Raw genomic sequence first — 12,869 nt, forward strand, 5'->3', positions numbered from 1 at the left:
ACCGGCCCACAACCGGCAACCGGCAACCGGACAAGAAATGAGGGCCCGTACCGTCCAGGGGACGGTACGGGCCCTCAACCGTTCGCGGCGCTCAGGGCGCCGCCCTCAGCGCTCCGCGTCGTAGACGTCGGTCAGCACCCGCGCCCGCTTCACATCGTCCGCGATCGCTTCCAGCAGCCCGTCCAGCGACTCGAACTTCGCCATGCCCCGCACGTAGGCGAGGAAGTCCACCGTGACGTGCAGCCCGTACAGATCGAGCCCCACCCGGTCGATCGCGTACGCCTCGACCGTCCGCTCGGTCGCGTCGAACTGGAGGTTCGTGCCCACCGAGATGGCCGCGGGCATCCGCTCGCCGTCGGCGGTCAGCCAGCCCGCGTACACGCCGTCCGCCGGGATCGCCGTGTGCGGCAGGGTCTCGACGTTCGCCGTCGGGTAGCCCAGCTCGCGGCCGCGCTGCGCACCGCGCACCACGACGCCCTCGACCCGGTGCGGCCGGCCGAGGATCTCGGCCGCGCCCTCCATGTCGCCCTCGGCGACCAGCCGGCGTACGAGCGTGGAGGAGAAGGCGTCGCCGCCGCCCGCCACGCCGCGCACGACCAGGTCGATGACCTCGACGTCGTAGTCGTAGGTGGCGCCCAGCTCGGTGAGGAAGGCGACGTTCCCGGCGGCCTTGTGGCCGAAGCGGAAGTTGGGGCCCTCGATGACGGTGCGCGCGTGCAGCTTGTCGACCAGGACCTTCACGATGAAGTCGGCCGGGGACAGCTGCGAGAACTCCGCGGTGAACGGCAGGATCAGCAGCGCGTCGACGCCCAGGTCGGCCATCAGTTCGGCGCGCCGGTGGTGCGGGGCCAGCAGCGGCGGGTGGCTGCCGGGGCGCACGACCTCGCTGGGGTGCGGGTCGAAGGTGACGACGACGGACGGGACGCCCAGCTCGCGCGCCCGCTCGACCGTTCGCCCGATGATCAGCTGGTGACCCCGGTGCACGCCGTCGTACGAGCCGATGGTGACGACGCTGCGTCCCCAGTCCTGGGGGATGTCCTCCAAGCCACGCCAGCGCTGCACTGTGACCGCTCCTCGCCCGAACCCGTGGTGTACCTGTAGAGATTGCAGGTCTAAGACTGCCATGCCGGTGGTCCGGGGCCCGCATCGGCATCCGGCTCAGGTCAGGGGCACGTCAAGATCCTCGGCGGACCGGGGCGACGGCAGCCCCGCGCTCGGGTCCGCGACCGCGTCCGGGTCACTCTCCCCGCCGTCCCTGCGCAGGGTCTCGACCATCCGCCGGGCACTCGGCCCCAGCAGCGCGGCCGCCTCCGCGGGCTCCTCCGCCAGCCAGCGCGCCACCAGCGATCCGAAGGCGGGGACGGCGCGCGCCAGCTCGACCGCGCGCCGGTCGAAGACGTCCGCTCCGCCCCGGGCGCGCAGCAGCTGACGCCCGGTGCGGCGCAGCAGCTCCCGGCTCCGGTGGACGTCCCGCGCGGCCGCCCCGCGCGCCACGGCGCCGAGCAGGACGTCCAGCACGTGCGCGTCCGTCTCCGTGTCGAGGAGTACGTCGGCCAGCTCGTCCCGCAGCGCGTACGCGTCCTCCCCGCCCGGCGCCGCGAGCACCTCGGCGAGCGCGGCCCGCACGGCGGTGGGCCCGCGCAGCAGGTGCAGCACCAGGGGGCGCAGCACGGGCCTGGCGGCCGGGCCCTGCTCCAGGCGGCGGTGCACGAAGACGGCCGCGTGCGGGGCGTCTTCGGGGTGCCGGGCGAGGTGGGCCCGTACCAGCTCGGCGGCCCGGCGGGCCGCGGCGGGCGAGGTCAGCGCGGCCAGCGCGCGCAGCACCTCGCCGTCGGACCGGTCGGCGAGCGCGTCGAAGACGGCGTCCTGGTCGGGGAGCACGGGGAGCGCGGCCACCAGTTCGGCGGCGGCCAGCCGGGAGGCGCGCTCGCGGAAGCAGACGAGCGCGGCGGGCAGGTGGCGGGCGCGTTCCTGCGGGTCGCGCAGCAGGATCGCGAGGGCACTGCCGTGCAGGGAGGCGTCGGCCGGGCGGGCGAGGAGCGCCTGCGCGGCGAAGCGGAGCAGCTCGCGGTCGGCGGGGGTGCGGACGTGCGGGGCGGCGGCGAGTCCGTACGCGGCGGCCGCGACCCGGCGCTCCGGACGCTCGTCGTGGGCCCAGCGGTCCACGGCCCGGCTGACGGCGGAGGGTTCCTCCTCGGCGAGTACGGCGAGCAGTTCGTCGGCGCGGGGGTGCGCGGCGGTGACGAGCGCCTCGGTGAGGTCGTCCACGGCGAGGCGGCGGTGGGTGTGCAGCAGGGCCTGGGCGGCGGTGGCGACGGTGGCCCCGGGGCGGCCGTGCAGCCGGCGTTCGTCGCCGAACCAGGCGCAGAGCAGGGGCTGGACACGGCGGGCGTCGCGGGTGAGGCGGCGGGCCGCGGCGTCGAGGAACCGGTCGCCGCCGGGGGCCGCGGCCGGATCGGCGGGGAGCAGGCGGCGGAGCAGGTCGAGGCGGTCGGCCTCGGGCAGGCGCAGCCGGTTCCAGAACCAGCCGCCGAACTCCCCGGGTCCGGCCCGGGAGACGTGTTCCGCGAGGGCGTGCAGCACGGGGAGCTGGGGCAGGGCGTCGGCGCGGCGCAGCAGGGCGCCGCGCAGCAGCCGCCCGGCCCACCAGCCGCGGTCGCCCTCGTCCGGGCCGTCCTCGTCGGGGCCGCGCTCCGCCAGGAGGTTGAGCACCTCGACCAGCCGGGTGAGGACCCCGGTCAGCGCGGGGTCGGGCAGCAGCAGGAGGGCCTCCAGGACCGGTCCGATGCGGTGGCGGGGCACGGGGAGGCCGGTGGCGGCGGCCGGGTCGTGGACCAGGGTGTCGAGGGCGGTCGGTACGTCGAGGTGGGCGGCCTGGAGCCAGTCGGACAGCTCCTCGTGGGCGGGGCGGTACCCGTCGGGGCCGGCGGGCACGAGGAGCCCCTCGGCGAGCACGGCGGAGGCCCACCCGGTCCGCCAGGGGAACAGCTCCTCGAAAGCCTCCCGCCCCAACTCCCCCTGCCCGGGCCCCAGACACCGCCGAGCCGCCTCATGCACCCGCCCCCCGACCCGAGCCGCCAACCGCCGCACCCCGGGGGCATGCACCCCGGCGGCGAGGTCGCCCCGGCCGCCTGCCGCGGCGGCGGGGGTGGGGGTGGCGGCGAGGGCCGCACCTGACCCGGGGCCGTGCGGGCCGGGGGCCGGGGCGAGGGCGGGGTCGGGCCAGGCGCCTGCGCCTGCGCCTGCGCGGGGACCGGGGAGCTGCCAGGACAGGGGGGCCGGGGCCGGTGGGGCCGGGCGGTGGGCCGCGGACGGGTCTGCCGACAGCCCCGGGGCCCGGGGTGGGGGATCCTGCGGGCCCGGACCGGTGGGCGAGGCTCCCTCGGCGGGGAAGGGGGCGGGGCTCGGGGCTTCGGTCACGCCGTACCGGCTCCCGGAGCGGGCCGGGTCCGGGAGCGTGTCGGCGTCCGTTGGCCCACACTCGGACCGACGCGCTTCGGGGCCGGGCGTCGTGCCGGGGCCGTCGGCCGCCCCCGCGGCCCGGCCCTCGCCGGACCGTGCGGAGCCGCACGCGAACGGCGCCGCCGGTCGGCCCGGAGGCAGGTCCCGGAGACTTCCTTCGCCCCCGGGTACCGCGATGTTCCGGGCGCGGTCCGGACCCGGACCCGAACCCGGGTCACCGCCCCCCGCCGCAGGCCCGGCCTCCCCCCACCCCGGCCCGGTGTCCCGCGCACCGCCACCACCCCCGGTCCAAGCCGCCCCCGCCCCGGGCGCGGGGTGGTCCGCCTCCGGGGGCGCACCCGGCGGGCGCCCTGCGCCGGGTCGGGGGCCCGCCGGGTGCGGAGGCGCCGGGGTGGCCGAGACGCGGACCGCCACGCGGAGGCACATCAGGTCCAGGTGGGCCGCGAAGATCTCGTCGCGGGTCGGGCGGCCGGCGGTGACGCCCGCCGCGCGGACGTCCGCCAGGAGGCGCAGGGCCAGCGGGTGGCGGGCGGCCGAGGGGTGGACGGCGTCGTCCGGGATGCCGTAGCGGGCGCGGGCCAGCGCGGCCTCCGCCGGGGTCAGGTCACCGAGCCGCAGCGCGGGCGGGAGCCGCCGGGCCGGGCGGTCGGGGGTGTGCAGCACCTCGGGCGGGTACAGCGCACCGGCCCGCTCCCAGTACTCCGGGCGGCCCGCCACGATCAGCCGCGCCCCCGTCCCCCGCAGCCACGCCACCGTGCCGCCGGTCCAGTCCGCCAGCCGGTGGGCCAGGTGCGGTGGCATCTCCTCGGGCGCGTCCAGCAGGACCAGCAGCGGCCGCCGGGCCTCCGCCGCCAGCGCCGCCACCCGTTCCCCGAGCGCCGGATCGGCGGCCGGGGTCCGGGGCGCGGCCACGACACGGTCCGCCTCCGCCAGCTTGCGCCCCACCGCTTCGCCGACCGACGCGTCCCCGGCCAGCAGGTCCGCGCCGCGCAGCCACACCGTCGGGGCCGGTTCCGCGCCCCGCGCCCGGCGGGCGGCCAGGGCGGCGAGTTCCGTGGTGCGGCCGACGCCGGGCTCACCGACCAGGGCCAGCACGGGGCACCCGCCCGCGAGGAAGGCGTCGAACTCCCGCACGACCGCGGCCCGTTCCACCCGCTCGGCGGCGGCTCCGGGAGCCGCGGACCCCACCGTCGTCCCGGTCAGCTGGAGCGCCCCGGCGAGGTTCAGGTCGCTTCCGTATCCGGGGACGGTCGCGGCGTTGCGGGCCAGCAGCCCGGCGAGCGGGCCCCACGGATCGGCCGCGGCCGCCACCCGCAGCGGGACGGCGAAGCTCCCGGAGCGGTGTTCCGCCCGCAGCGCGGGGCTCACCACCGCCAGAACCGCCCCCGTCGCGGTGTCCAGGACGGGACTTCCGCAGGCCTCGCCGCCCAGCCGGATCGCGTCCCGCCCGTCCGTGCCGATGGCCAGCTCGACCGCCACCGGGAGGAACCACGGCCCGCCGTCCCCCGCCCGGTACGTGACGTCCGCGCCCCCCAGCACCCGCGCCTGCCGCCAGCCCCGCGCGGCCAGTCGTACGTACGTCCCCGGCTCGATCTCCTCGCGCGCGGCCACCGGCAGCGGGCGCACGCCGAGGCCGTCGGTCCGTACGAGCGCCAGCGCGGTCCCCGGCAGCGGGGTCACCTCACCCGCCCCGATCAGCCGGCCGCGCTCGCCCGCCCCGCGCAGCAGGACCCGGTCGAGGCCGTCCACCGCCTCGTGGGCGGTGAGGACCGTGCCGCGGTCGTCGGCGACGAAGCCGCTCCCGCGGGGGCGCCCGGCCGCGTCGAAGATCCCGACCAGCTCCACCGCGGCCGCCGCCCGGCCCGGGTCCGACGCCCGGTCCCGGTCCGGCGGATCACCCGCGCCGCGCGGAGCGCCCGTACCCGTCCCGCTCGTACCACCCGCATCGCCCGTACCACCCGTGAACGCCATCGCCGTACCCACTCCCCGCCACGCCCGTGCTCACGACGGTAGGTCGGTGAAGATCAGCGCGAAAAGCACGCAATGCGAAAGCGCCCCCCTTCGCTCCCTCCATTCACTCCGAGCGCCTGCTCGGACGGGTGAATAAGGGGGCCCGGGTGGATAGAGACCTACCCGAGGGGGGTCGTGGAGCGGTGAGCGGCAGTTCCTGAGCGCTCACCGCTCCACGTCAAGCCACGGCGGAAAGCCGCGTACGGCGGCGCGTACGACCGCTCACGCACGAGCCCGGCGAGGGCTCAGACGAAGACCGCCAGGGACTTCGCCTTGCCGCCCTTGTTCTCGACCAGCCCGAGGAGCGTGCCCTGCGGCCCGAAGACCGCCACGGTCTTGCCCACCGGGTACTCCTCCGGCATCTCCAGCCGGACGCCGTTGCCGAGCAGCGAGGCGCGCCGGGCGTCCAGGTCCCAGCGCGGGAACGCCGCCGCCGCCGCTTCCGCGATCGGCATGACGGTCAGCTCCTCCTGGTGCTGGTCCAGGGTGCGCGCCTTGTCGATCTTGTACGGACCCACCCGGGTGCGCCGCAGCGCGGTCAGGTGGCCCCCGACGCCGAGGTCGGCCCCGAGGTCGCGCGCGAGGGCGCGGATGTACGTACCGCTGGAACAGACGACCGAGACGACGAGGTCGACGACCTTGGTGCCGTCCTCGGCCTCGGCCTCGCGCATGTCGTAGACGTGGAACGCCGAGATGGTGACCGGCCGGGCCGGGATCTCGAAGTCCTCGCCGTCACGGGCGCGCTTGTAGGACCGTACGCCGTTGATCTTGATGGCGCTGACCTTGGACGGGACCTGCATGATCTCGCCGGACAGCTTGGCGATGCCCTCGTCCACGGCCTCGCGGGTGACCCCGGAGGCGTCCGTGGAGGAGGTCAGGTCGCCCTCGGCGTCGTCGGTCAGGGTGTTCTGGCCGAGGCGGATCGTACCGAGGTACTCCTTCTCGGTCAGCGCGAGGTGGCCGAGGAGCTTGGTGGCCTTCTCGACGCCCAGGACGAGGACGCCCGTGGCCATCGGGTCGAGCGTGCCGGCGTGGCCGACGCGGCGGGTCTTGGCGATCCCGCGCATCTTGGCGACCACGTCGTGCGAAGTGAAGCCGGACGGCTTGTCGACGATGACAAGGCCGTCCGGCGGGGGGGTGCGGTCGGTGCTCATTCCGCGGCTGCGTCCTCGTCCTCGCCCGGCTTCTTGTACGGGTCGGCCTCGCCCGCGAACGTGGCGCCCGAGGACGCCTCGCGCACCTGGGCGTCGGAGGCGCGGACCTTGTCGAGGAGGTCCTCGATGGTCTTGGCGTTCTCCGGGAGGGCGTCCGCCACGAATGTCAGCGTGGGGGTGAACTTGGTGCCGGCCGCCTGGCCGACCGCCGAGCGCAGAACGCCCTTGGCGCTCTCCAGCCCGGCTGCCGCACTGGCCCGGTCCTCGTCGTCGCCGTACACCGTGTAGAAGACCGTGGCCTCCCGCAGGTCACCGGTGACCCGGGTGTCGGTGATCGTCACGTGCGTACCGAGACGCGGGTCCTTGACTCCACGCTGGAGCTTCTGGGCGACCACCTCCCGGATGAGGTCTGCCAGCTTCTTCGCGCGCGCGTTGTCGGCCACTGGTCCGTCTCCTTCTTTTCTTGCAGTCAGTCGTCATCACCGTGGACCCGCCGTCGTACCGACAGCAGCTCCACTTCCGGACGTGCCGCGACCAGCCGCTCACAGCGGTCCAGTACGTCCGAGAGGAATCCCGCGTCCCCGGTCACCAGAGCGACCCCTATCTCGGCCCTGCGGTGCAGGTCCTGGTCGCCCACTTCGGCCGCGCTCACAGAGAACTTGCGCTGGAGCTCGGCGACGATGGGCCGGAGGACGGAGCGTTTCTCCTTCAGCGAATGAACATCGCCGAGGAGCAGATCGAAGGACAGAGTCCCCACGTACATGCGGTTACCGGATGTCCCGCCGGTTCGGGTTCGGTGACCTGCCAGGCCGTCGCTCGGCAGGGACACCAGAACCGTACACGCAACGGCCGGGGCCGATCGACGGATATTCCGCCGACCGGCCCCGGTACTGCGTGTTACGACACGGTGCGAACCGCCTCGCGCTTACGCGCGGGGCTTCTCGCGCATCTCGTACGTCGCGATGACGTCGTCGACCTTGATGTCGTTGAAGCTGCCGAGGTTGATACCACCCTCGAACCCTTCGCGGATCTCGGTGACGTCGTCCTTGAAGCGGCGCAGACCAGAGATGTTGAGGCTCTCGGCGATGACCTTGCCATCGCGCAGGAGCCGCGCCTTGGTGTTGCGCTTGACCTCGCCCGAGCGGATGAGGACACCGGCGATGTTGCCCAGCTTGGACGAGCGGAAGATCTCGCGGACCTCCGCCGTACCGAGCTCGACCTCTTCGTACTCCGGCTTGAGGAGACCCTTCAGGGCCGCCTCGATCTCCTCGATGGCCTGGTAGATCACCGAGTAGTAGCGCACGTCGACGCCCTCGCGGTCCGCCATCTGCGCGGCGCGACCGGCCGCACGGACGTTGTAACCGATGACGATGGCGTCGGAGCCCATCGCCAGCGAGATGTCGGACTCGGTGACCGCACCCACACCACGGTGCAGGACGCGGATGTCGACCTCTTCACCGACGTCGAGCTGGAGCAGCGAGGACTCGAGAGCCTCGACCGCACCGGACGCGTCGCCCTTGATGATGAGGTTGAGTTCCTGGACCAGACCGGCCTTGAGGACCGAGTCGAGGTCTTCCAGGGACACCCGGCGGACGCGCTTGGCGAAGTTGGCGTTGCGCTCACGCGCAGCACGCTTCTCGGCGATCTGACGGGCGGTGCGGTCCTCGTCGACGACGAGGAAGTTGTCGCCGGCGCCGGGGACGTTGGTGAGACCCAGGACCAGGACGGGGGTCGACGGACCCGCTTCCTCGACGTTGTTGCCCTTGTCGTCGAGCATGGCGCGCACGCGGCCGTAGGCGTCGCCCACGACCATCGTGTCGCCGACGCGGAGGGTACCGCGCTGGACGAGGACGGTGGCAACGGCACCGCGGCCGCGGTCGAGGTGGGACTCGATCGCAATACCCTGAGCGTCCTGCTCCGGGTTGGCGCGCAGGTCGAGCGAGGCGTCGGCGGTGAGGACGACGGCCTCGAGCAGGGAGTCGATGTGCAGACCCTGCTTGGCGGAGATGTCGACGAACATCGTGTCGCCGCCGTACTCCTCGGCGACCAGACCGAACTCGGTGAGCTGACCGCGCACCTTGACCGGGTCGGCACCCTCGACGTCGATCTTGTTGACCGCGACGACGATCGGAACGCCGGCGGCCTTGGCGTGGTTGAGCGCCTCGATCGTCTGCGGCATCACGCCGTCGTTGGCCGCGACCACGAGGATCGCGATGTCGGTCGACTTGGCACCACGGGCACGCATGGCGGTGAACGCCTCGTGACCCGGGGTGTCGATGAAGGTGATCTTGCGCTCTTCACCGTTGACCTCGGTACCGACCTGGTACGCACCGATGTGCTGCGTGATGCCACCGGCCTCGCCCGCAACGACGTTCGTCTTGCGGATGGCGTCGAGCAGTCGGGTCTTACCGTGGTCGACGTGACCCATGACGGTCACGACCGGCGGACGCGGCATGAGGTATTCCTCGCCGCCCTCGTCCTCGCCGAACTCGATGTCGAAGCCCTCGAGCAGCTCGCGGTCTTCTTCCTCCGGGCTGACGATCTGAACGACGTAGTTCATCTCGCCGGCCAGCATCTCGAGCGTCTCGTCGGAGACGGACTGCGTGGCAGTGACCATCTCGCCGAGGTTCATCATCACGGCGACGAGCGACGCCGGGTTGGCGTTGATCTTCTCCGCGAAGTCGGTGAGGGACGCACCGCGCGACAGGCGAACGGTCTCGCCGTGACCACGCGGCAGCATGATGCCGCCGACCGACGGGGCCTGCATGGCCTCGTACTCCTGGCGACGCTGGCGCTTGGACTTGCGTCCACGACGCGCGGGACCACCGGGACGGCCGAAGGCACCCTGCGTGCCACCACGGGCATTGGGGCCGCCGGGACGACCGGCGAAGCCGGGACGGCCACCGCCACCCGCACCAGGACCGCCGCCGAAGCCGCCGCCACCACCGGGACGGGGGCCGCCGAAGCCGCCGCCGCCACCGGGACGCGAGCCGGGACCGGCCGGACGGCCGGCGAAGCCGCCGCCACCGGCGGGACGACCGGCACCACCGGTGCCGGGACCGCGGCCGCCTGCACCGGGACCGCGACCGGCGCCGCCGGGGCCGCCACCGGGACGGGGACCGGCAGCGGGACGCTGCGGCATCATGCCGGGGTTGGGACGGTTACCACTGGGGGCACCACCCGGACGCGGAGCGCCGCCCTGCGGGCGGGGCATGCCGCCCGGGGTCGGACGAGCGCCACCGGCGCCCTGCGGACGCGGAGCGCCACCGGGACCACCCTGCGGACGCGGAGCACCCTGGCCACCGGCGCCGGGGGCACCGGGACGCGGAGCACCCTGCGGGCGGGGCGCCTGCGGGCGCGCCATGCCGGTGGAACCACCGGAGGTGAAGGGGTTGTTGCCGGGACGGGGACCCGCGGGACGGGCACCACCCGGACGGGCGGCCTGACCGCCGGCGGCGGGACGCTGTCCCTGAGCCGGACGCTCCTGGCCGGCCGGACGCGGCGCGCCGGGACGGGCACCGGACTGGCCGGGGGCCGCGGCCGGACGCTGCTGCGCGGGACGCGGGCCGGGGGTGGCACCGGCGGGACGCTCGGTGCGCTCGGCGCGCTGCGGGGCAGCGGGGGCCGACGGCGGCGCGGTGAACTCGGTCGCGACCGGAGCCGGCGCCTGGACGGCGGGCTTCGGGGCGGCCGGCGCCTTCGGACCCGGACGCGGGCCGGAAGCGGCCGGAGTCACGGGCGCGGGGGCGCTGGGGGCGGCGGCGGCCGGAGCCTCGGCGACGACCGGCTTGGGGGCCGGGGCGCCGGGCTTGGGAGCCGCGGGACGTGCAACGGCACCCGGGGTGGGAGCCCCGGGCTTGGCGGGCGCGGCCTTGCGGGGCGCGCCGGGCTTCGCAGCGGACTTGCCGGCGTTGCCGCCGGGGCCCTGCAGTGCGTCAGTCAACTTGCGTACGACCGGCGCCTCGATCGTCGAGGACGCCGAACGCACAAACTCACCGAGTTCTTGGAGCTTGGCCATGACGACCTTGCTCTCCACTCCGAACTCCTTGGCGAGTTCGTATACCCGGACCTTAGCCACTAATGCTCCTTTTAGGTCCGGGTTACGCCGGACCGTCGCTACTTCATGGGCGTACTCATCGCGTACTCATCGAGTGCTCATCGCAATCTCGACCTACTTCCAACTCGCGAGGTACCTGACCGCACGGGGTATCCGTGCCGTACTGCTTCTGTTCTTGCGCTGTGCCTCTACGGCCCTTCTACGGCCTTGCGCAGCTCCACCGTGTCGAACGGTCCCGAGGACTTGAAGGCCCTGGAGAACGCGCGTCGGCGTACCGCCTGGTCGAGGCAGACCACGGCGGGGTGCACGTAGGCACCCCGGCCGGGCAGCGTACCGCGAGGATCGGGGACGCACGCGTCCCCTACCGCCACGATGCGCAGCAGGTCGTTCTTGGCCGCTCGCTCCCGGCACCCCACACAGGTGCGTTCAGGGCATGCGCGGGCATGCGTCCGGCCAGACACGCTTAAGTCTACCTCCCCGTACCGACCTCACCCCTGCGGGCGAAAAATCGAACGGACGTTGTTGTGTATTCACCTGTCTACCGGCCGGGAACCTCCGGCCGGTAGCGGTTTATTCCCGCCTAGCGGACCGGGCGGTCCGAGCGGTGGTCGCGGTCGCCGCCCCGGTCGGAGCGCTCGCCGCGGTCGGCGCCGCGGTCGGCCCCGTCCTCGGACGGCTGCTCGGTGTCCGGGCGGATGTCGATGCGCCAGCCGGTGAGCCGCGCGGCGAGGCGGGCGTTCTGGCCCTCCTTGCCGATGGCCAGCGACAGCTGGTAGTCGGGCACGGTCACCCGGGCGGAGCGGGTGTCCCAGTCGACGACCTCGACCTCGCTCACCCGGGCGGGTGACAGCGCGTTCGCGACCATCTCCGCCGGGTCGTCCGACCAGTCGACGATGTCGATCTTCTCGCCGTGCAGCTCGGCCATCACGTTGCGCACGCGGCTGCCCATCGGGCCGATGCAGGCGCCCTTCGGGTTCAGGCCCGAGCGGGTGGACCGGACGGCGATCTTGGTGCGGTGACCGGCCTCACGGGCGATCGCGCAGATCTCGACGCTGCCGTCGGCGATCTCCGGGACCTCGAGCGCGAAGAGCTTCTTCACCAGGTTGGGGTGGGTGCGCGAGAGGGTCACGGACGGACCGCGGACACCCTTGGCCACCCGGACGACGTACGTGCGAAGACGCAGGCCGTGGGTGTACTCCTCGCCCGGCACCTGCTCCTGCACCGGCAGCATGGCCTCCATCTTGCCGATGTCGACCAGCACGTTCTTGGGGTCCTTGCCCTGCTGGACGACGCCGGTGATGACATCGCCCTCGCGGCCGAGGAACTCGCCGAAGGTCTGGTCGTCCTGCGCGTCGCGCAGACGCTGCAGGATCACCTGCTTGGCGGTGGTGGCGGCGATCCGGCCGAAGTCCGACGGGGTGTCGTCGAACTCCTTGGGCTCCTGGCCCTCCTCCAGATCCCGCGGGTCCTCCTTCGCCCACACGACCACGTGGCCGTTGGTGCGGTCCAGCTCGACGCGTGCGCGCCGGAAGCTTCCCTCGGTGCGGTGGTACGCGATGAGGAGAGCGGACTCGATCGCCTCGACCAGCAGGTCGAAGGAGATCTCCTTCTCCCGGACCAGACCCCGCAGGGCACTCATGTCGATGTCCACGGCTACGCCTCCTCTTCCTTCTTGTCCTTGCGGTTGAACTCGATCTCGACACGCGCCTTGGCGATGTCGGCAAAAGCGATGCGGCGGGCGGTCGCCTTGCGGCCCTTCACGCCCGGTACTTCCAGGTCCATGCCCTCGTCGTCGACGTCGAGGATGCGGGCGATCAGTTCCTCGCCCTTGTCACCCTCGGCGACGAGCTGGAACTTCGCGAGACGGCCGATGGCCCGGACGTAGTGACGGTGCTCGGTCAGCGGGCGGTCGGCGCCCGGCGAGCTCACTTCAAGGACGTATTCGTCGTCACCCATGACATCGGACTCGTCCAGCGCCTCGGAGACCACGCGGCTCAGCTCGGCACAGGTGTCCAGCTCCACGCCCTCGTCGGAATCCACGATGATGCGCAGCATGCGGCGCTTGCCCGCCTTGGACATCTCGATCTCCTCGAGGTCCAGGTCCTGGGCGGCGACGAGCGGCTCCAGCAATGCGCGCAGCCTGTCGCTCTGGGTGGTGCTCATCCGGGTGACTCCTCGGCCGCGTG

At 73.7% G+C, this 12,869-nt stretch carries 9 protein-coding genes; all 9 read right to left on the reverse strand.

The window, feature by feature from the left end:
* Positions 1 to 105: 105 nt before the first annotated feature.
* The 9 genes from ABT084_RS08955 to rimP all read right to left on the reverse strand — a co-directional run bounded on the left by ABT084_RS08955 (position 106) and on the right by rimP (position 12,846).
* Positions 106 to 1,062, reverse strand: coding sequence for a bifunctional riboflavin kinase/FAD synthetase (locus ABT084_RS08955; protein ID WP_351039805.1), 957 nt, complete (start codon positions 1,060 to 1,062; stop codon positions 106 to 108).
* Between the two features lie 96 nt (positions 1,063 to 1,158).
* Entirely contained in the window at positions 1,159 to 5,433 is a 4,275-nt protein-coding gene (locus tag ABT084_RS08960) for a hypothetical protein (protein WP_351039807.1), read from the reverse strand.
* Between the two features lie 284 nt (positions 5,434 to 5,717).
* Positions 5,718 to 6,626, reverse strand: a complete 909-nt coding sequence (truB, locus tag ABT084_RS08965; RefSeq protein ID WP_351039810.1) for a tRNA pseudouridine(55) synthase TruB — start codon at positions 6,624 to 6,626, stop codon at positions 5,718 to 5,720.
* The gene (gene rbfA / locus ABT084_RS08970; RefSeq protein ID WP_330332934.1) at positions 6,623 to 7,069 is read right to left on the reverse strand and encodes a 30S ribosome-binding factor RbfA; all 447 of its coding nucleotides are present in this window, start codon (positions 7,067 to 7,069) and stop codon (positions 6,623 to 6,625) included. Before rbfA ends, truB begins: the two co-directional genes overlap by 4 nt.
* Before the next feature lie 26 nt (positions 7,070 to 7,095).
* Positions 7,096 to 7,389, reverse strand: coding sequence for a DUF503 domain-containing protein (locus tag ABT084_RS08975; RefSeq protein ID WP_351039813.1), 294 nt, complete (start codon positions 7,387 to 7,389; stop codon positions 7,096 to 7,098).
* 162 nt (positions 7,390 to 7,551) lie between these two features.
* Positions 7,552 to 10,704 carry a translation initiation factor IF-2 gene (infB, locus tag ABT084_RS08980; protein ID WP_351039816.1) on the reverse strand — a complete coding sequence of 1,051 codons (3,153 nt, stop codon included), beginning with the start codon at positions 10,702 to 10,704 and terminating at the stop codon, positions 7,552 to 7,554.
* A 167-nt stretch (positions 10,705 to 10,871) separates the two neighbouring features.
* Entirely contained in the window at positions 10,872 to 11,144 is a 273-nt protein-coding gene (locus ABT084_RS08985; protein WP_351039819.1) for a YlxR family protein, read from the reverse strand.
* Between the two features lie 119 nt (positions 11,145 to 11,263).
* Positions 11,264 to 12,334 (reverse strand): transcription termination factor NusA, encoded by a 1,071-nt coding sequence (gene nusA, locus ABT084_RS08990; RefSeq protein WP_351039822.1) that lies wholly within the window; start codon positions 12,332 to 12,334, stop codon positions 11,264 to 11,266.
* 2 nt (positions 12,335 to 12,336) lie between these two features.
* Positions 12,337 to 12,846 (reverse strand): ribosome maturation factor RimP, encoded by a 510-nt coding sequence (gene rimP / locus ABT084_RS08995; protein ID WP_351039825.1) that lies wholly within the window; start codon positions 12,844 to 12,846, stop codon positions 12,337 to 12,339.
* Between the last annotated feature and the right edge of the window lie 23 nt (positions 12,847 to 12,869).

Origin of the sequence: Streptomyces sp. NPDC002138 (assembly GCF_040296485.1) — a bacterium.
GTDB lineage: Bacteria > Actinomycetota > Actinomycetes > Streptomycetales > Streptomycetaceae > Streptomyces.

Excerpts from the sequence above, each read along its gene's own strand:
- ABT084_RS08960 (WP_351039807.1), bottom strand. The coding sequence starts at position 5,433 with ATGGCGTTCACGGGTGGTACGGGCGATGCGGGTGGTACGAGCGGGACG.
- truB (WP_351039810.1), bottom strand. The coding sequence starts at position 6,626 with ATGAGCACCGACCGCACCCCCCCGCCGGACGGCCTTGTCATCGTCGAC.
- ABT084_RS08975 (WP_351039813.1), bottom strand. The coding sequence starts at position 7,389 with ATGTACGTGGGGACTCTGTCCTTCGATCTGCTCCTCGGCGATGTTCAT.
- rimP (WP_351039825.1), bottom strand. The coding sequence starts at position 12,846 with ATGAGCACCACCCAGAGCGACAGGCTGCGCGCATTGCTGGAGCCGCTC.